Origin of the sequence: Providencia sp. PROV073 (genome assembly GCF_033688125.1) — a bacterium.
Classification (GTDB): domain Bacteria; phylum Pseudomonadota; class Gammaproteobacteria; order Enterobacterales; family Enterobacteriaceae; genus Providencia; species Providencia hangzhouensis.
Window position 1 is genome coordinate 1,744,137 of record NZ_CP096353.1, and the last position, 19,062, is coordinate 1,763,198.

Here is a 19,062-nt window from a genome sequence, read left to right on the forward strand (position 1 = left end):
TTTTTATTCTTTAAAAACCGATTTAAAACCGATTTAAAAACATTTAATCACAAAATTCGGTTGTTAATTATCTAGTCTATGTTTTTTAAATTAAAAAAGACAGATAAATTGATGGAGGGAAATATGAAACAATTGATTTGCCAAGAACCTAAACAATTAGTCTATCAACAAGTTGTTGAACCTACAGTTCAAACTGGGCACGTAAAAATAAAAATTCATGCGGTTGGTATATGTGGAACTGATATTCATGCATGGGGAGGAAACCAGCCATTTTTTCAATATCCACGAGTATTAGGACATGAAATTTCTGGAACTATTTGTGAGGTTGCATCAGATATCACGCAGTGGAAAGTCGGGCAACGTGTTGCGGTGATGCCTTATGTCGCATGTTACGAATGTGGTGCATGCAAGGAAGGAAAAACAAATTGTTGCGAAAAAATTTCAGTTATTGGCGTTCACGAAGACGGGGGTTTTTGTGAATATTTAAATGTTCCAGAGAAAAATGTATTAGCGATTGAAGACACTGTCACAGATATTGATGGCGCCTTGATCGAACCATTTTCAATCAGTGCTCATGCCGTCAGGCGTGCGGAGGTTAAAGCGCAAGATACTGTTTTAGTCGTAGGGGCTGGACCGATAGGGCTTGGCGTTGCTGCAATTGCCAAAGCGGATGGTGCTAACGTATTAGTGGCTGATACCAGTGAGGCACGTCGCCAACATGTTGAAAAGGTCTTAGGCTTAAAAACGTGTGACCCAGCGGCTGAAAATTACTTATCAAGCATTGAAGGCCATTTTTCAGGCATGCTTGCTGAGAAAGTCATTGATGCTACGGGGAATCAACACGCAATGAACACCGCGGTGAATTTAATTCGTCATGGTGGTTTAATTGTATTTGTTGGCCTATTTAAAGGTAATTTATCGTTTCCAGACCCCGATTTCCATAAAAAAGAGACAACAATGATGGGGAGTCGTAATGCAACGCCTGAAGACTTCAATAAAGTTGCAAGATTAATGGCTGAAGGTAAGTTATCTAGTGGGATGATGCTAACACACCAATTTGACTTTGATACCATTGGTGATGTTTATGAAAGTGATGTCATTAATAATCGTGAATTAATTAAAGGTGTTATTTTGTTTTAAATAGCAATTTATTTTAAACAAACATTTATTTTAAATAACAACAAAAACCCACAATAAGAGTGGGTTTTTGTTTGGCGCTAATTTATTTCTAGTCTGAATGAATTAGCGTTTTAATGCTTCCGATAACTCATCTTTCATGACGGACAGTATGTCTCTAACAACACGTGGGCTACCAGCGACTAAGTTACCAGATGCGATATAATTATGGCCGCCAATAAAGTCAGTCATGATACCGCCAGCTTCACGCATGATTAGCTCGCCGCCTAAGAAATCCCATGGTTTTAAGCCGATTTCAAAGAATGCATCAACACGACCAGAAGCAACATAACACAGGTCTAACGCCGCAGAACCCGTACGACGGAAATCAGCGCATTTGTCGAACATTGCGGTCATGATATTCATATATACCGCAGCGTGCTGTTTTTGTTTGAAAGGGAAACCTGTCGCAACGATAGCGCCATCAAGGTCACGCTTTTCATCAATGCGAATACGATAACCGTTAAGCTGAGCGCCTTGTCCACGTACTGCGCTAAATAATTCATTACGCATTGGGTCGTAGACAACAGCAACTTCTGTACGGCCTTTAACGCGTACAGCGATAGAAACAGAAAAATGAGGGAGGCGTTTTGTGAAGTTGGTGGTGCCATCCAGTGGATCGATTACCCATTGAATATCATCATCTTTACCAATTAATTCACCGCTTTCTTCAGTGATAATAGTGTGGTCTGGATATGACTTGCGGATGATTTCAATTATTAGTTGCTCAGATTCTTGGTCAACGTTAGTAACGAAATCGTTAGTGCCTTTCTGAGTGACTTTAATGTTGCTAGGCATTTCATAGTTTTTAGCTATGTGATTACCGGCCTTACGTGCTGCACGTATGGCGATGTTAAGCATCGGATGCATGGGCTTTTTCCACTGGAATGTTAAAGAACGAAAAACTTGAGTGCCGAAGTATATAGATGTTCGTCACAATAAGCAATTTTGTGTTAAGCTATTGCGATATTTTTTTTATGAAACGTATAAACCATGTTAGATAATATCCGTATTGTTCTTGTTGAGACCTCACACACTGGTAATATGGGCTCAACGGCCCGCGCAATGAAAACCATGGGGCTTTCTAATCTTTATCTTGTTAACCCTCTTGTTGAACCAGACTCACACTCTATTGCGCTTTCTGCGGGAGCAAGTGATGTTATTGGTAATGCGACAATCGTTAAAACTCTCGACGAAGCTTTAGAAGGCTGTAAACTAGTGATCGGCACTAGTGCGCGTTCTCGTACTTTATCTTGGCCGATGGTTGAGCCCCGTGAATGTGGCGTTAAATCTGTTGAGCAATCCAAAGAATCGCCGGTTGCGATTGTTTTTGGTCGTGAGCGAGTGGGGTTGACCAACGAAGAATTACAAAAATGTCAGTATCATTTATATATCCCAACGAATCCTGAATACGGTTCTTTGAATTTAGCGATGGCGGTTCAGTTGGTGAGTTATGAGATACGTATGGCGTATCTTTCAATGAATGAAAAAAATACGGTAATTTCCGCCGATGATGAGGTAGAATACCCGCCGTCAGAAGATGTTGAGCGGTTTTATGTCCATCTTGAAAGCGTATTGAATGAATCCGGTTTTATACGTAAAGCCCACCCTGGCTTAATTATGAATAAATTACGCCGTTTATTCACTCGAGCGCATATCGAAACCCAAGAGTTACATATCCTGCGGGGTATTTTAACGTCAATGGAAAAATGGGCGAAAAAGTGAGGCGAAATCCGTGGTAAAATCAGGTGAATAATACTTGAGTAAATTAGTCAGGTAAATAGTTGACTAAATTACTCAGGAATGTCACAATCTGACCATAATTTACCACGGAGTAATATCTTATGAGACTCACTTCCAAAGGGCGTTACGCAGTAACTGCGATGTTAGATGTCGCATTACACTCTCAGTCAGGTCCAGTGCCTTTAGCTGACATTTCTGAACGTCAGGGAATTTCCCTCTCTTATCTTGAGCAACTTTTCTCTCGTTTACGCAAAAACGAGTTGGTTTCGAGTGTGCGCGGTCCAGGCGGCGGTTATTTGCTTGGTAGAGACGCAGACCAAATCTTTGTTGCTGAAGTAATCGCTGCGGTAGATGAATCTGTTGACGCCACCCGTTGCCAGGGTAATAAAGAAGGTTGCCAAAATGGCGATCGCTGCTTAACTCACGCACTATGGCGCGATTTAAGCGATAGAATTACAAGTTTCCTTAGCAGCATTAGCCTTGATGAGCTGGTTAAAAACCAAGAAGTCATGGTTGTTGCTGATAGACAAGATAACGAACAGCGTAAAACCATGCCAAATGGGATTACACCTGAATCGATTATCAATGTACGTGCTTAAAAATATTAAAAAAATTGCAGTCGGTACATCTTGGTGAGTTGTTAGACGAAGAGCTAATTTCCGCTATTTGTATCTTTAAAAATTAAAGGCAAGTTACCTTGTCCTTTGGAGTAAGTGAGCAATGAAATTACCAATTTATCTTGATTATTCAGCAACAACACCGGTTGACCCGCGTGTGGCTGAAAAAATGATGCAATGTTTAACAATGGATGGGAACTTTGGTAACCCAGCGTCCCGTTCTCATCGTTTCGGCTGGCAAGCGGAAGAAGCGGTAGATATTGCTCGCAATCAAATCGCCGAATTAGTGGGCGCTGACCCACGTGAAATCGTGTTTACTTCAGGCGCAACTGAGTCTGATAACTTAGCGATTAAAGGCGCTGCTAATTTCTATAAAAAGAAAGGCAACCACATTATTACCTGTAAAACGGAACACAAAGCCGTTTTAGATACCTGCCGCCAATTAGAGCGTGAAGGTTTTGAAGTGACTTACCTGTCACCGCAAAGCAACGGTTTAATTGCTATGCAAGACCTACAAGACGCTATCCGTGAAGACACTATTTTAATTTCTATTATGCATGTTAATAATGAAATTGGTGTAGTGCAGGATATCGAAGCTATTGGTGAATTATGCCGTAGCAAAGGGATTATTTTCCACGTCGATGCAACTCAAAGCGTGGGCAAGTTGCCCATCGACCTGAATGCGTTAAAAGTTGATTTAATGTCGTTCTCTGCGCACAAACTCTATGGCCCAATGGGCATTGGTGCACTGTATGTCCGACGTAAACCACGTGTTCGCCTTGAAGCGCAGCAGCACGGTGGTGGTCATGAGCGCGGTATGCGTTCTGGGACATTACCTGTACACCAAATCGTTGGTATGGGCGAAGCTTACCGTATTGCCAAAGAAGAAATGGCTGCGGAATCTGAGCGTTTACGCGGTTTACGGTTACGTTTGTGGAACGGTATTAAAGATATCGAAGAAGTTTACCTCAATGGTGATTTAGAACACGGTGCGCCGCACATTCTGAACGTCAGCTTCAACTATGTTGAAGGTGAATCACTGATGATGTCATTAAAAGATTTGGCTGTATCTTCAGGTTCTGCATGTACTTCTGCAAGCCTAGAACCTTCTTATGTACTGCGCGCTTTAGGGATGAATGATGAGCTGGCACATAGCTCAATCCGTTTCTCTTTAGGTCGTTTCACGACAGAAGAAGAAATTGACTATGCAATCAAAATGATTCATGGCGCAATTGGCCACTTACGCGAGCTGTCTCCTTTATGGGAAATGTTTAAAGACGGCGTAGATCTTAACAGCATCGAATGGTCTCACCATTAATCAGACGGTTTCAGGAGTTTAAAAATGGCTTACAGTGAAAAAGTTATCGATCATTATGAAAACCCACGCAACGTTGGTTCGTTTGACAACAGCGACCCAAGCGTCGGTAGCGGTATGGTAGGCGCACCTGCCTGTGGTGACGTCATGAAATTACAGATTAAAGTAAATGATGACGGCATTATTGAAGATGCACGTTTTAAAACTTATGGTTGCGGTTCAGCAATTGCTTCAAGTTCACTCGTGACTGAGTGGATGAAAGGCAAAAGTTTGGACGAAGCAGAGTCAATCAAAAATACAGCCATTGCAGAAGAGTTAGAATTACCACCAGTGAAAATTCACTGTTCAATTCTAGCGGAAGACGCAATCAAAGCTGCTATTGCTGATTACAAAAGCAAACGCCAAAGCAAATAAGTTTTTAATCAGTCTATAGGGCAAGCCATATTAATAAATAACAACAAGTTATCGTCCTATAACTGGAACAATACTCATGCCTTCTAGGCTAAACATCGCTGAGTTTCTTAGCTTAGAAATAGGGTGGGTATAAAATAATTTGAAGGCGGATGCGACTCATGAGTAGCATCTGCCTTGTTTGTTTCTAAAGTGAGGTTTGCAATGTCTATTTCTCTTACAGAAAGTGCTGCGCAGCGTATTCAATCCTTTCTGCAAAATCGTGGAAAAGGCGAGGGCTTGCGTTTAGGTGTAAGAACTTCAGGTTGTTCAGGGATGGCTTATGTTCTTGAATTCGCTGATATAATTAATGAAGAAGACACAGTTTTTGAAGATAAAGGCGTAAAGGTCATCGTCGATGGCAAGAGCATTGTTTATCTTGATGGTACTGAGCTGGATTTCGTTAAAGAAGGCTTAAACGAAGGGTTTAAATTTAATAACCCTAACGTCAATAGTGAATGCGGATGCGGTGAAAGTTTTCACGTATAATGCGTTCAATTAAGCCTAATTTTCGGCCAATCTCACTAATATTAACTTGTTAGTGGTATTGGTAACCGGTTCGAGAAACTGAGCACTTATGGATTACTTTACTCTTTTTGGGTTGACCCCAACTTATGCCATCGATAGCGAACAACTGACGTTACGTTTTCAAGACTTACAGCGTCAATACCATCCTGACCGGTTTGCAACCTGTTCTGAACAGGAAAAAATGCAAGCACTGCAAAAAGCAGCAACCATTAATGCTGCCTATCAAGCCCTTCGTCACCCGCTAAAACGCGCGGAATATATGCTTTCATTACATGGTTTTGATATTAATAACGAACAACATACCATGCATGATACGGCATTTTTAATGGAGCAGCTTGAGCTACGTGAAGAGTTAGACAATATTGAAAACAGTGATGATGCACTTGATTTATTAGCTAAATTTATGCAAAACGTCAAACAAATGCAGCAAGCACGAAGCGCACTGATGGTGACAGAGTTAGATGCCATGCAGTGGGAAAAAGCCGCTGATACCGTACGTAAACTACGTTTTCTCGATAAGCTTCAGCAGCAAGCTGAGCAACTCGAAGAACGGTTACTAGATGAATTTTAAGAGAAAACGATTATGGCGTTACTACAAATCAGCGAACCCGGTATGACAGCAGCTCCGCATCAACGCAAATTGGCTGCTGGCATTGATTTAGGTACCACCCACTCTTTGATTGCGACAGTGCGCAGTGGTGAAGCTGCGGCTTTGCCTGACAATCAAGGGCGTTTTTTATTACCATCGATTGTTAATTATCAGCCTGAAAGCAAACTAGTGGGATGGGATGCTAAGCAACTTGCCGAGCAAGACCCAGTCAATACCATTATTTCAGTGAAACGCATGATGGGGCGTTCATTGGCCGATATTCAAAAACGCTACCCTGACTTACCTTATCAACTAAGTGCCAGTGAAAATGGTTTGCCATTTATTCAAACTGCGGCTGGCCAAGTCGACCCAATCCAAGTGTCTTCTGACATTCTAAGAACATTAGCAAAACGTGCGGAAGAAACCTTAGGTGGCGAAATGGATGGCGTAGTGATTACGGTACCGGCTTATTTTGATGATGCACAACGCCAAGGTACAAAAGATGCGGCGCGCCTTGCAGGCTTACATGTATTACGTTTACTGAATGAACCGACTGCCGCTGCGATTGCTTACGGGTTGGACTCTGGGCAAGAAGGCGTGATTGCGGTTTATGACCTTGGTGGTGGTACTTTTGATGTTTCTATTTTGCGTTTAAGCCGCGGTGTATTCGAGGTGTTGGCAACGGGCGGCGATACCGCACTTGGGGGCGATGATTTCGACCAAGTACTGGCACAGTGGATTGCTGAGCAAGCAGGCGTTTCATTACAAGGCGATCATCATTTAAATCGTCAACTATTAAATATGGCGACAGAAACGAAAGTCGCGCTCAGTGACGCAGATACAGTAACTATTCAGCTTGCCAATTGGCAAGGGGAAATTCGTCGTGAGCAGTTTGAAACGTTAATTGAAAATTACGTGAAACGTACACTGATGGCTTGTCGTCGTGCATTGAAAGATGCAGGTGTTGAAGCATCAGAGGTGCTGAACGTTGTTATGGTTGGTGGTTCGACTCGCGTACCCTTAGTACGTCAAAAAGTTGGGGAGTTTTTTGGTAAATCACCTCTGACATCCATCGACCCAGATAAAGTGGTGGCAATTGGTGCCGCAATTCAAGCAGATATCTTAGTAGGGAACAAGCCCGACAGCGAAATGTTGTTATTGGACGTGATCCCGTTATCCCTTGGTCTAGAGACCATGGGGGGATTGGTTGAAAAAGTGATCCCGCGCAATACGACGATTCCAGTTGCTCGAGCTCAAGAGTTTACCACATTTAAAGACGGCCAAACGGCAATGAGTGTGCATGTGGTGCAAGGTGAGCGTGAAATGGTGGCAGATTGCCGCTCGTTAGCGCGCTTTACCTTACGTGATATTCCAGCAATGGCAGCCGGTGGGGCTCATATTCGCGTCACTTTCCAAGTCGATGCTGATGGGCTGTTGAGTGTCAGTGCTATGGAAAAATCCACTGGTGTAGAAGCCTCGATTCAAGTTAAGCCATCGTATGGGTTAACGGATAACGAAATTTCAAACATGATTAAAGATTCAATGACTAACGCGCAAGATGACTTAAATGCGCGCCGCTTAGCGGAGCAAAAAGTTGAAGCTGCAAGAGTGCTTGAAAGTTTAACGAGCGCATTAGCCCAAGATGGCAATTTACTGACGCCAAAAGAAGAGTCAGAAATTGATAATGCGGTCAATGAGTTAATTAAAGCGGTTGAGGGTACAGACCCAATCGTAATTGAAAATGCCATTAAACAACTGGATAAGCAATCGCAGGAGTTTGCAGCGCGTCGTATGGATACGTCTATTCGCCAAGCGTTGTCAGGCCATTCTGTGGATGAGATATAATTATGCCTAAAATAGTTTTTTTACCTCATAGTGATTTATGCCCAGACGGTGCTGTCGTTGAAGCACAAGAAGGCGAGTCTATTTTAAATGTTGCATTACGCAGCGGTATTGAGCTTGAGCACGCCTGTGAAAAATCCTGTGCTTGTACAACCTGCCATTGCATCGTTCGCGAAGGTTTTGACTCACTAGAAGAAAGTAGTGAACTCGAAGATGACATGTTAGACAAAGCATGGGGGTTAGAACCAGAAAGTCGTTTAAGTTGCCAGGCATTGGTGGCGGATGAGGATTTAGTGGTGGAGATACCACGTTATACTATCAATCACGCCCGCGAACACTGATTTTTGTCATACTTCACGCTGTAGCGTTGTTGGCTTCTTTCGCTAACCCTAGTCACATACTTATGTATGCTCCTAGGGATTAGCTCAATTGCCGCCTAGCTACAACGTGAATTATTTAAAAAATCAAAATACATGTCATGCTTCACACTGTAGCGTTGTTAGCTTCTTTCGCTAACCCTAGTCACATACTTTTGTATGCTTTCCAAGCTACTCTCAATCGCTGCCTAGCTACAACGTGAATTATTTAAAAAATCAAAATACATGTTATGCTTCACGCTGTAGCGTTGTTGGCTTCTTTCGTTAACCCTAGTCACATACTTTTGTATGCTCTCCAAAATACTCTCATTTGCCGTCTAGCTACAATGTGAATTATTTAAAAAATAACAGTAAATCGTCCTTAATATTTATTCATATATGTAATAAGAGTGAATTTTTGTATTTTAATATTTTCCTTATTATTTATTTTTGTTTTTTTTTGAAAGTTAAATTAAACTCTTAATATTTTATTTAATTTTGATAAATTAATTATTTGTATATTATGAAATGTTCTTATTTTATTTATCTGCTGTTTTAAAGTTAATAATTAAATTTTCACTTTGTACACTTTATTTTTTATGTTATAGATAATATCGATATTGAGTGGTTATTTTTGGCTTAAAAGATAATGATTTAATGATTTAATGATTTAATGATTTAATGATTTAATGATTATGTAAATGCTAATTAAATAAAGTTAGAGATAAAAAGGAACTTTATCATGAAATGGAAATATCGGTTTGGCGTATCACTTGGCAATATGCTCGAACATTACGATATTGCAGTGTTTGCTGCAATATCCGTTTATCTTATTAAAGAATTAAACAAGTTGAATATAGAAAATGCACCTGAAATTATTTGGGGGATATTCGCCTTGAGATATATATTACGGCCCTTTGGTGGATACGTTATTGGCCGCTTTGCCGATAAATCAGGAAAGAAATCAGCTTTAATTTTAACAAGTATGGTGACGGGTTTTGCAACATTACTAATGGCTTTGTTGCCTATTGAATTATTAGGTAACTATACGCCGATAATAATACTGATGTTACAATCTGCATTATGTTTTAGTTTTGCTGGAGAATATCCATCATTAATTAATTATCTACTGTATAATTGCCCTGAAAATGAACGTTCAAGAATTTCTGCTTTAACAGCTATAAGTTCATTATTGGGTTTTACAATGGCATTTTTGATCATTTATATATTAGAAAATACATTGACGATTAAAGAAATGGAAGATATTGGTTGGCGTATTCCTTTATTACTTGGTTTAATAAATATTTTTATCAGTTTTTGGTTTAGGAGTAGGTTACCCGACCAGCCGACTATTGCTATAGAGCAGCGAAAAGTTGAAATGAGAAGGGTTTTAAGTATTTTCATTGTAGCTATACCTGCGACAGTCACCTTTTATACCCAAAATATATCATGGTCTTTAATTCTAGAGTATTTACCATTAGGTGAGAACAAAAAATATTACTCTTTGCTATCATCATTATTGTTACTGGTTTCTGTATTTGTTTGTTCTTGGATAACGGATAAAGTTAGTTCGCCAGTGAAAGTTTTTAATATTGGAGTTACAGCTCTAATTGTTTTATCTATTCCGCTATATTATATGATGACATTGGGTGAGGTTTGGTTAATTATATTATCTCAAATTATCATGACTATTTATATAGCCATGATTTGGTGTAATTCTGCTGTTATCCTTGTTCAGGCTTCAGGTGGTAAAGTATCAACGTTAGGGGTTGGCTTTAATTCTACGGCTGTAATATTCGGTGGTTTAACTCCATTAGTTATTAATCAGTTACTAGGGTTAGGAATGGTGTATGTAGGAGTATTTTTGTGCTGTTGTGGTTTTGTTTTTTTACTTAATTGGAAGGTTAACAAAATAGCTAATAAGGTGACCTCATGAATATAGAAAGTAATTTTATAGAGAATACATGTAATGAATTAAAAAAAGATTTTATGAGTGTTTTTGATTGGAGTGAAATAGATGTTACTATCAATAAAATAGATGTTAAAAAAAAGTGTGTAAATATCATATCTAATAATTATGAGTGGCAGTTAATAGCTTGGGGCGATGATTTAGATTTACTGGTTAATGAGAGATTGAAATCTAGAATTCAATATTGGGATTCTTATACTAGCCCATTTAAAAAAACGTTGGCAAAGGCCGAAAAAAATAAATTCAAAATAGATATTTGTAATAGATATGGGGATATTTTTGAAATTACAACAATAAATGCTAATAGGCAATTGACGTTGTCTGATATGATCCAATTTTACAGTTTAAAACCGATTTTAGCAGATTATGCTCATAGAATATGGTCAAAAGCCCCTGAGCTGTTATTACCTCTCAGAGCATGTGTTCCTATGGCTTCGGAGCTAGAAGGTATAAAAAGCAATGAAAGATCTCTGCTATTATCTGAACACAAATATATGCGTTTTGGCCATATTCGTTTTACACGAAAAGAGATGATAACCATACGCCTACTGCTTTCGCACTGTAAGGTAAAAGAAATCAGTTATATTCAAGGTTGTTCAGAAGCCAGTGAAAATAGACGAATTCAAAAGATCAAAGAAAAGTTGGGTTTCCCTTATGTTTCATCAAGCGGCTTGTTTACAGCATTAAAAGAGCAAGGTATTACACTAGCTTGTTTGGAAACACTTATCGATTTACCTCTCACAAACAGTATAATGAAGAATAACTGAAAAAGATCCGTTGGTATGATTCAAAGGGCTATAATTCGAAAAATAGTTGTTCATATAATGAGAGAAAATGATGAGTTTAAAATGGTCAAATAGCCGTGAAATCGGTGAAGCACTGTATGACGCATTTCCAGATGTTGATCCAAAAACGGTGCGCTTTACCGATATGCACCAGTGGATTTGCGATTTAGAAGAATTTGATGATGATCCGCAAAAATCGAACGAGAAAATCCTAGAAGCGATTTTGTTAGTTTGGCTGGATGAATTCGAATAAGTAGGGTTTTCCCCTAAAAACCGAGTGACTGCCAGAAATAGTGCTCGGTTTTTTATTTTATATCAGCACTATAATGATATCCCTATTGGTATTTATCAGTTAAGGTAATGCCATCTGCCGACAGAATAAATGGGCTTTTACTGTCTGCAAAAATAGACAAAGTGAGAAAAACGATGACAAAACAAATTATGCCAGTAATGATTTCTTGTGAGCCTGCTGCACCTTGTTGGGGCGAAGGCGCATTGTTAAGCTCTAGCGATAAAGGGATGACAATCCACCTGAAACATGCAGGTAAATTATGTGCAGTACAAAGCGCTGGCCGTAAATTAGATGGCCAAGGGATCCGCAATGTAGCTTTGGCTGGCGAAGGCTGGGATTTAGAAAAAAGCTGGGCATTTTGGCAAGGTTTTCGTGCGCCAAAAGGGGCTAGAACGATTGAATGGCCAGTGTTGCCAGAAGCGGATCGTAAAGAGTTAGAAAACCGTATTCGTACCATTGATTGGGTACGTGATGTGATTAACGCACCGGCAGAAGAGTTAGGCCCAGAACAACTCGCACAACGCGCCATCGATTTACTCTGCACTGTCGGCGCACAAGACATTAGCTACCGTATTATTAAAGGTGATGATTTATTAGAACAAGGTTATACCGGTATTCATACGGTTGGTCGTGGTTCAAGTCGTCCACCTGTATTTTTGGCGTTGGATTACAACCCAGGAGCCAACCCAAATGCCCCTGTATTTGCTGCGTTAGTGGGTAAAGGAATTACTTTCGATTCAGGCGGCTATAGCATCAAACCATCATCCTCAATGAATTCAATGAAAGCCGATATGGGCGGTGCAGCAACATTGGCAGGTTCATTGGCATTGGCGATTTCACGTGGCTTACAAAAACGTGTGAAAATGTTCCTGTGCATTGCTGACAATATGGTTAGCGGCAATGCATTCAAATTGGGTGATATTATTCGTTACCGCAATGGTAAATCCGTTGAAATAATGAATACAGATGCTGAGGGTCGTTTAGTCCTAGCCGATGGCCTGATTGATGCGAGCAAAGAAAAACCAACGTTAATTATTGATGCAGCAACCTTGACGGGCGCAGCGAAAACTGCCGTGGGTAATGACTACCATTCTGTATTGAGTTTCGATGACAAGTTAGTTGCTGATTTAATGAACGCTTCAGACGCTGAGTTTGAACTGTTCTGGCGTTTACCACTGGCAGAGTTCCATCGCCAGCAATTACCGTCTAGTTTTGCGGATTTGAACAATATTGCGGCACCATCGCACACAGCAGGCGCAAGCACCGCTGCGGCATTTTTATCGCATTTTGTCGAAAATTATCGTCAAAATTGGGTGCATATTGACTGCTCAGCGACTTACCGTAAATCTGCAGTTAGCTTATGGGCAGAAGGCGCAACGGGTACAGGTGTAAGAACATTAGCTAACTTATTAATCAGTAAATCAAAGTAGCGAATGTTTGATTGATAACAGGCACGGGAAGGTGACTTTTCGTGCCTATTTTTTTACCTTGACGTATTTGCGAGTATAATAAGCGATTATTTTTAATAGCAGGGGATTGGCAATGTCGCAGCAATCGAATAATAACAGTTCCAACCAAGAAACTGAGATCCAATTTACTGAATTAACAGTGCCGAAAGGCTCATCACTTAAATTAAGTGTGTTAGAAGATCAGCCACAAGCCATTGTTGACGCGCTTACTGAATTTTTTAAACAACACAAAGTGGTCAGACGCGGTTTCATGGTCTCCGCAACAGAGAGCGATTCTGCTAAAGAAGCGCCTATCTTAATGATAGCGTTGGAGTTTACCACAGGAGCAGAAAATATTGATTCAATTATCCATGGGGCTGGGACGCTTGCTTGTGAGTTTTTAGCTGATGACGAGTCTATTGATTTTTGTGTGGTGAATGAAAATGAACAAGGTGTTAGCCATTTTATTACTCAACACGTTCAGCCTTTTTACCAGCGTCGTCTTGGTAGCTTCTTGCGGGACACAATCCCAGTAAAAAACACCTAATAATTCCATGTATAGAGTGAGGGAAATATTTTTTCTCACTCATAAAATGCATATTGCTCATTGATTAAATATATATTCTGCTTACTATTTAAAAAATATTATTTCATTTCTCTGTTTTTCTCTCCCATCATTTTTTCCGTTTTGTCTGATAGGTGTTCTAATCACATTCTGTTAAATTGTTTCGATAATTGAAATAATATCAGCAGTATTTATCTGTGTGTGTTTTTAAACATTTCTAAGTATGTAGAGGGTTTTAATCTCCTGTTAAAACCTTAAAAAACAGAATCAATTTTAACTAATTAAAGGGCGGGCGGTAATGAAACAACAATCAAGTTGGGCTTCATTGGCGGGTCTCAAAACCAAAAAGCGTTATTTAGCACTTGCGTTGGCATCGGTAGTGGCATTGGCTGGTTGTGATAATACAGATGAAACAACCAAAAATGAGCCAAATGTTTCAACCACAGCGCCAGAAAATCAAACCAAAACAGCGCCAGTTGCAGAACAGAAAAAAGCAGCACCGAAACTTTCCACTGAAGAAATGATAAAAAAATATGCAGGGAAAGATTTAACTATTTTGGATGCGTCTGAATTACAGCTTGATGGTGCGAGTGCCATGGTGGTGACATTCTCGGTTCCACTACAAGCAAACCAAGACTTTGGCCAGTACATTAACCTCATTGATGTTAAAGCGGGTAAGTTAGATGGCGCTTGGGAACTGTCTGATAACCAAATGGAACTCCGTTTTCGCCATCTTCCGCCATCTAAAGAGTTAAACTTAACCATTAACCCGGGTATTAAAGCGGTTAATGAGCGTACGACGACCGAAAATTTTGAGAAAAAATTGACCACTGCACAAATCATCCCAACCGTTGGTTTTGCAAGTAAAGGCTCTTTATTACCTAGCAAGGTTGCCCAAGGCTTACCTGTGATTGCCTTGAACGTTGATAAAGTTGACGTCAATTTCTTCCGTGTAGATGAAAAGCAACTGCCACAATTTTTAGCACAGTGGCAGTATCGTAGTAATTATGAGTATTGGTATTCCGAAGAGTTTCTCGACAAAGTGGAGCTGGCTTATACCGGCCGCTTTGACTTAAATCCAGATAAAAATACCCGCCAAACCATTTTACTGCCGTTGAAAGATGTCAAAGAGTTACAGCAAGATGGCGTGTATTTGGCCATCATGCAAAAAGCAGGCAGCTATAGTTATCAATTCCCTGCAACTGTCTTCACATTGAGTGATATTGGTGTATCACTACACAGTTACCAAGACCGTGTCGATGTTTTCACTCAATCCTTAGCGAAAGGCTCTGCAATTAAAGGCGTTGAGCTGCGTATTTTGGATGAAAAAGGCCAGTTAGTAACAAAAGGTACGACAGATGGCGATGGCCATGCTCAGCTAGATAAATTAGCGGGTGGAAAATTATTGCTGGCAACCCATGAAGGGCAAACCAGTATGATTGACCTCACTCAGCCAGCGCTTGATTTATCTGAATTCGATATTTCAGGGCCAGAAGGCTACGCAAAACAATTTTTCACCTTCGGTCCTCGCGATTTATATCGCCCAGGTGAATTATTGCTAGTAAATGGTCTATTGCGTGATGGCGATGGTAACCCAGTCAAAACTCAGCCAGTTAAAGTTGATGTATTAAAAACTGATGGGCAAGTGGTTCGCAGTTTTGTTTGGCAGCCAGAAGAAAACCAAAATGGCTTATATCAATATCAATTTGAAATTCCTAAAAATGCAGAAACAGGCGGTTGGTCGCTTCGCTTTGATTTAGGTGATGGTTCACCACTGCGTTACTACAAATTTAATGTTGAAGATTTTATGCCAGAACGTATGGCTCTGGAAATTGAGGGCAGCGATGTCCCTCGTTTAACAACTCAATCTGTCGATTTTGATATTCAAGGTCGTTATTTATACGGTGCGCCAGCGGCTGATAACCAGCTACAAGGGCAAATTGTCTTAAAAGCAGCTCGGGAAGCGGTCGCAAAATTACCTGGTTTTGAATTTGGTGCTGTCAATGAAGAAGGTTTACCACGTAAGTTGGACGAGTTTGACTTGACGCTGGACAGTAATGGTGAAACTGTGATTTCAATTCCAAATAGCAATTGGAGTTCAACACGTTCACCTATTTCGGCTGTTTTACAAGCAAGTTTGCTTGAGGCTGGCGGACGTCCTGTGACGCGCCGTGCCGAGCAAGCCATTTGGCCTGCGGAAAAACTGGTCGGTATTCGCCCATTATTTGCGAAAAAAGAAATTTATGATTACCGCACTGACCGTTATGTAAAACGTCACAATGTGGATGAAAATTCACTCGCAGAATTTGAATTAGTCATGGCTGATGCCGCAGGTAATAAACTGGCAGCAAAAAACTTAACCGTGCGTTTAGTGTATGAGCGTCGTGATTATTACTGGAGTTGGTCTGAAAGTGGTGGTTGGTCTTCAAATTATGACCAAAAAGACCTCGTTATTGCGAATGAAAATATTGCTATTGCTAAAGACGGAACGGCGAAAGTGTCTTTCCCTGTGGATTGGGGGGCATTCCGCCTAGAAGTTGTTAACCCAGAAAATCAGCTAGTGTCGAGCGTCCAGTTTTGGGCAGGGTATTCATGGCAAGATAACACAGGGGGAAGTGGCTCAGTTCGTCCTGACCAAGTGAAACTCAGCCTGAATAAGCCTGCGTACTTACCGGGTGAAAAAGCTAAAGTTCGCATTGAATCTCCTAAAGCCGGTAAAGGGTATATATTGCTCGAATCGAGCAACGGTCCATTGTGGTGGGAAGAAATTGATGTGCCAGAAAAAGGCTTAGACGTTGAAATCCCAGTCAATAAAGAGTGGGCTCGTCATGACTTGTACGTCTCAGCAGTTGTGGTGCGCCCAGGAGACGATTCTAAAGAAGCAACGGTAAAACGTGCGGTGGGTGTGTTGCATTTACCAATCGCAGATGAAAACCGTAAGATTGCTTTAGCACTCTCCGCGCCAGATAAAATGCGTCCAAACCAAGACTTAACGGTAAAAATTAAAGCGACAGCACAAGATGGCAAACCGTTACCTGAAAAAGTGAATGTGTTGTTATCTGCGGTTGACACTGGCGTATTGAATATCACAGATTTCAAAACCCCAGACCCGTATGATGCCTTTTTTGGCCGTAAGCGTTATAGCGTTGACCAATATGACGTTTATGGTCATTTAATTGAAGGACAAGGTAAGGTTGCTAACTTGCGCTTTGGTGGTGACAGCGAGGATGCTGCATTAGAGCGTGGTGGTATGAAGCCACTCACTGAAGTGCAAATTATTGCGGAGCAAGCCAAACCTGTCACATTAAATAAAGACGGCGAGGGTGAAATTAGCCTCGCTATCCCTGATTTTAACGGGGAATTACGTGTGATGGCCCAAGCATGGAATGAAAAAGAGTTCGGCCATGCGGATAGCAAAGTGATTGTGGCGGCACCATTAGTGACACAAATGTCGATGCCACGTTTTATGGCTGGTGGTGATAAGTCTTACTTTGCGCTTGATTTGACCAATATGACGGATAATACACAAAATGTGACCGTCAATTTCAAGGCATCAGGAATGGTGAAACTTGATGGTGTCAGCAGCCGTGAGTTGGAGTTACCAAAAGGCAAACGTACCACGATTAATCTACCTGTCAGAGCAGACTACGGCTTCGGTGAAGGCGAAGTGTCAATGACCATTAATGGTGTGAAAATTCAAGGCGAAGCCAACAAAGATTACAGTAATAGTTGGAAAGTCGGGGTTCGTCCGGCACAACCAGCAGAAACTGTTTCTTTTGCAACTGCTATTGAGCCAGGCACCTCATGGGCGTTACCGACTAACCAAATTGCCGGGTTACAGCCCGATACTCTAGAAGGGCAAGTGTTATTAACTAGCCGTCCTCCGCTAGATATTTCTCGTTATATTAGAGAGCTATTTGCTTACCCATATGGCTGTTTAGAGCAAACTATCAGTGGGTTATATCCATCATTATTCTCAACTCAAGCTGAGCTAAATAAGATAGGAATTAAAACGCAAACAGATGCAGATCGCCATAAAGCGATTGAAATTGGTATTCCGCATTTGTTAAGTATGCAACGTAATGATGGCGGTTTTTCGTTATGGGATAGAAACGGTCGCGAAGAGTATTGGTTAACTGCATATGCGGCGGATTTCTTGAATAAAGCGAATCAGCGTGGGTTTACGGTTCCCCAAGAAGCTATCAGTAACGCGAACACGCGCTTATTGAGCTATTTACAAGATGGTAGCCAAATCAATTATCCTTATACGGAAAATCAGGCAGGTGCGCGTTTCGCAACTCAAGCCTACGCTGGCTTAGTGTTGGCGTCACAGCAAAAAGCACCTCTAGGTGCATTACGTCAACTTTATAACCAAAGAGATCATGCCGCTAGTGGTTTACCGCTCGTTCAGCTTGGTGTTGCATTGAACTTGATGGGGGATAAATCACGTGGTGAGAGCGCGGTGATTGACGGACTGAAAAAACAACGTAACCGCTACAGCTATGTAGGGGATTACGGTTCGGTGATCCGTGATGACGCGATGATTGTTGCGCTATTAAATGAATATAATTTAATGCCAAAATCCCGTGACCAAAAACTGCAAACTTTATCTAATAACTTGACTTCTCAACGTTATTTCTCAACACAAGAGAGCAATGCGTTGTATTTAGCGGGTCGTTTCTACTTAAATGAAAGTGAAGCGCCATGGAAAGCAACGATTAATGGCCAAGAACCTCCGATGGTTTCAGATAAACCCGTGAGTGAGTTCTTGAGTAAAGCACAATTAGAAACAGGTTATAGCATCGAAAACACGGGAACCAATACGCTATACACACGCCTAAACGTGGTGGGTTATCCACAACATTCGCCGAAGCCAAGTTCGAATGTGCTGGGTATCACTCGTAGTTACTATGATATGAAAGGTAACCGCATTTCGTTAGATAGGCTAAGAAGCGGTGAAATGGTGGTGGTTAAACTGGAAATTCAAGCATCCCAAAGCGTACCAGATGCGCTAGTGGTTGACTTACTACCAGCGGGCTTAGAACTGGAAAACCAAAATTTAGCGAACAGTAGCGCTAATTTGAGTGAGTCTGCGCCGAACCTGCAAGAACTGATTGATGATATGCAGCAATCACAAATTCGCCATATGGAATACCGTGATGACCGTTTTGTGGCTGCCGTTGAAGTTCAGCAGTATCGCCCAACGACATTAGTCTACTTAGCACGTGCAGTGACACCGGGTGTATATAGCATTCCAGTACCACAAGTTGAATCAATGTATGTCCCTGATTGGCGCGCGACGGGCTATTCTGATGGCCAATTAGAAATCGTTCGTTAATCACCGCTAAACTGAGCCCTTATATATTGATATATAAAGTATAAGGGCT

The 19,062-nt window shown here is 41.0% G+C and carries 16 protein-coding genes; 15 read left to right on the forward strand and 1 reads right to left on the reverse strand.

Features of this window, described 5'->3' with window-relative positions; genetic code table 11:
- The first annotated feature begins 111 nt into the window (after positions 1-111).
- A complete protein-coding gene (locus tag M1F17_RS07715) occupies positions 112-1,140 on the forward strand; it encodes a zinc-binding alcohol dehydrogenase family protein (RefSeq protein ID WP_318837346.1) in 1,029 nt (342 codons plus the stop codon).
- Between the two features lie 102 nt (positions 1,141-1,242).
- Here M1F17_RS07715 and suhB read toward each other — a convergent pair whose 3' ends face one another.
- Entirely contained in the window at positions 1,243-2,046 is an 804-nt protein-coding gene (gene suhB / locus M1F17_RS07720) for an inositol-1-monophosphatase (RefSeq protein WP_004264919.1), read from the reverse strand.
- 123 nt (positions 2,047-2,169) lie between these two features.
- Between suhB and trmJ the strand changes: the two genes are divergently transcribed.
- From trmJ to M1F17_RS07790, 14 genes are all read left to right on the forward strand, one after another.
- On the forward strand, positions 2,170-2,901 hold the full coding sequence (gene trmJ, locus M1F17_RS07725; RefSeq protein ID WP_004264918.1) for a tRNA (cytosine(32)/uridine(32)-2'-O)-methyltransferase TrmJ: 732 nt from the start codon (positions 2,170-2,172) through the stop codon (positions 2,899-2,901).
- 119 nt (positions 2,902-3,020) lie between these two features.
- Positions 3,021-3,518 carry a Fe-S cluster assembly transcriptional regulator IscR gene (gene iscR, locus M1F17_RS07730; RefSeq protein WP_004264917.1) on the forward strand — a complete coding sequence of 166 codons (498 nt, stop codon included), beginning with the start codon at positions 3,021-3,023 and terminating at the stop codon, positions 3,516-3,518.
- 121 nt (positions 3,519-3,639) lie between these two features.
- Complete coding sequence (locus M1F17_RS07735; protein ID WP_004264915.1) at positions 3,640-4,854, forward strand: IscS subfamily cysteine desulfurase; 1,215 nt, start codon at positions 3,640-3,642, stop codon at positions 4,852-4,854.
- A gap of 24 nt (positions 4,855-4,878) precedes the next feature.
- Complete coding sequence (iscU, locus tag M1F17_RS07740) at positions 4,879-5,265, forward strand: Fe-S cluster assembly scaffold IscU (RefSeq protein WP_004264914.1); 387 nt, start codon at positions 4,879-4,881, stop codon at positions 5,263-5,265.
- A gap of 201 nt (positions 5,266-5,466) precedes the next feature.
- Positions 5,467-5,790: an iron-sulfur cluster assembly protein IscA gene (iscA, locus tag M1F17_RS07745; RefSeq protein ID WP_004264913.1), complete on the forward strand. Its 324-nt coding sequence runs from the start codon at positions 5,467-5,469 to the stop codon at positions 5,788-5,790.
- Between the two features lie 88 nt (positions 5,791-5,878).
- A complete protein-coding gene (gene hscB / locus M1F17_RS07750) occupies positions 5,879-6,400 on the forward strand; it encodes a co-chaperone HscB (RefSeq protein WP_094961711.1) in 522 nt (173 codons plus the stop codon).
- A 12-nt stretch (positions 6,401-6,412) separates the two neighbouring features.
- Positions 6,413-8,263: a Fe-S protein assembly chaperone HscA gene (gene hscA, locus M1F17_RS07755; protein WP_262961072.1), complete on the forward strand. Its 1,851-nt coding sequence runs from the start codon at positions 6,413-6,415 to the stop codon at positions 8,261-8,263.
- 2 nt (positions 8,264-8,265) lie between these two features.
- Positions 8,266-8,601, forward strand: a complete 336-nt coding sequence (fdx, locus tag M1F17_RS07760; protein WP_004264910.1) for an ISC system 2Fe-2S type ferredoxin — start codon at positions 8,266-8,268, stop codon at positions 8,599-8,601.
- A 757-nt stretch (positions 8,602-9,358) separates the two neighbouring features.
- Positions 9,359-10,552, forward strand: a complete 1,194-nt coding sequence (locus M1F17_RS07765; protein ID WP_318837347.1) for an MFS transporter — start codon at positions 9,359-9,361, stop codon at positions 10,550-10,552.
- Positions 10,549-11,352: a hypothetical protein gene (locus M1F17_RS07770; protein ID WP_196724319.1), complete on the forward strand. Its 804-nt coding sequence runs from the start codon at positions 10,549-10,551 to the stop codon at positions 11,350-11,352. Before M1F17_RS07765 ends, M1F17_RS07770 begins: the two co-directional genes overlap by 4 nt.
- A 70-nt stretch (positions 11,353-11,422) precedes the next feature.
- Positions 11,423-11,623, forward strand: a complete 201-nt coding sequence (gene iscX / locus M1F17_RS07775) for a Fe-S cluster assembly protein IscX (RefSeq protein WP_004912658.1) — start codon at positions 11,423-11,425, stop codon at positions 11,621-11,623.
- Positions 11,624-11,796: 173 nt separating this feature from the next.
- A complete protein-coding gene (pepB, locus tag M1F17_RS07780) occupies positions 11,797-13,092 on the forward strand; it encodes an aminopeptidase PepB (RefSeq protein ID WP_112308277.1) in 1,296 nt (431 codons plus the stop codon).
- A 112-nt stretch (positions 13,093-13,204) separates the two neighbouring features.
- Positions 13,205-13,657: an enhanced serine sensitivity protein SseB C-terminal domain-containing protein gene (locus M1F17_RS07785; RefSeq protein WP_004264902.1), complete on the forward strand. Its 453-nt coding sequence runs from the start codon at positions 13,205-13,207 to the stop codon at positions 13,655-13,657.
- A 316-nt stretch (positions 13,658-13,973) separates the two neighbouring features.
- A complete protein-coding gene (locus M1F17_RS07790; RefSeq protein ID WP_318837348.1) occupies positions 13,974-19,013 on the forward strand; it encodes an alpha-2-macroglobulin in 5,040 nt (1,679 codons plus the stop codon).
- Positions 19,014-19,062: the final 49 nt, after the last annotated feature.

What these genes read in the sequence shown, in the direction of transcription:
- M1F17_RS07770 (WP_196724319.1), top strand. Translation starts at nt 10,549, where the DNA reads ATGAATATAGAAAGTAATTTTATAGAGAATACATGTAATGAATTAAAA.
- M1F17_RS07790 (WP_318837348.1), top strand. Translation starts at nt 13,974, where the DNA reads ATGAAACAACAATCAAGTTGGGCTTCATTGGCGGGTCTCAAAACCAAA.
- suhB (WP_004264919.1), bottom strand. Translation starts at nt 2,046, where the DNA reads ATGCATCCGATGCTTAACATCGCCATACGTGCAGCACGTAAGGCCGGT.
- pepB (WP_112308277.1), top strand. Translation starts at nt 11,797, where the DNA reads ATGACAAAACAAATTATGCCAGTAATGATTTCTTGTGAGCCTGCTGCA.
- iscX (WP_004912658.1), top strand. Translation starts at nt 11,423, where the DNA reads ATGAGTTTAAAATGGTCAAATAGCCGTGAAATCGGTGAAGCACTGTAT.
- M1F17_RS07785 (WP_004264902.1), top strand. Translation starts at nt 13,205, where the DNA reads ATGTCGCAGCAATCGAATAATAACAGTTCCAACCAAGAAACTGAGATC.
- hscA (WP_262961072.1), top strand. Translation starts at nt 6,413, where the DNA reads ATGGCGTTACTACAAATCAGCGAACCCGGTATGACAGCAGCTCCGCAT.
- M1F17_RS07765 (WP_318837347.1), top strand. Translation starts at nt 9,359, where the DNA reads ATGAAATGGAAATATCGGTTTGGCGTATCACTTGGCAATATGCTCGAA.
- iscR (WP_004264917.1), top strand. Translation starts at nt 3,021, where the DNA reads ATGAGACTCACTTCCAAAGGGCGTTACGCAGTAACTGCGATGTTAGAT.
- fdx (WP_004264910.1), top strand. Translation starts at nt 8,266, where the DNA reads ATGCCTAAAATAGTTTTTTTACCTCATAGTGATTTATGCCCAGACGGT.
- M1F17_RS07735 (WP_004264915.1), top strand. Translation starts at nt 3,640, where the DNA reads ATGAAATTACCAATTTATCTTGATTATTCAGCAACAACACCGGTTGAC.
- iscU (WP_004264914.1), top strand. Translation starts at nt 4,879, where the DNA reads ATGGCTTACAGTGAAAAAGTTATCGATCATTATGAAAACCCACGCAAC.
- hscB (WP_094961711.1), top strand. Translation starts at nt 5,879, where the DNA reads ATGGATTACTTTACTCTTTTTGGGTTGACCCCAACTTATGCCATCGAT.
- trmJ (WP_004264918.1), top strand. Translation starts at nt 2,170, where the DNA reads ATGTTAGATAATATCCGTATTGTTCTTGTTGAGACCTCACACACTGGT.
- iscA (WP_004264913.1), top strand. Translation starts at nt 5,467, where the DNA reads ATGTCTATTTCTCTTACAGAAAGTGCTGCGCAGCGTATTCAATCCTTT.
- M1F17_RS07715 (WP_318837346.1), top strand. Translation starts at nt 112, where the DNA reads ATGGAGGGAAATATGAAACAATTGATTTGCCAAGAACCTAAACAATTA.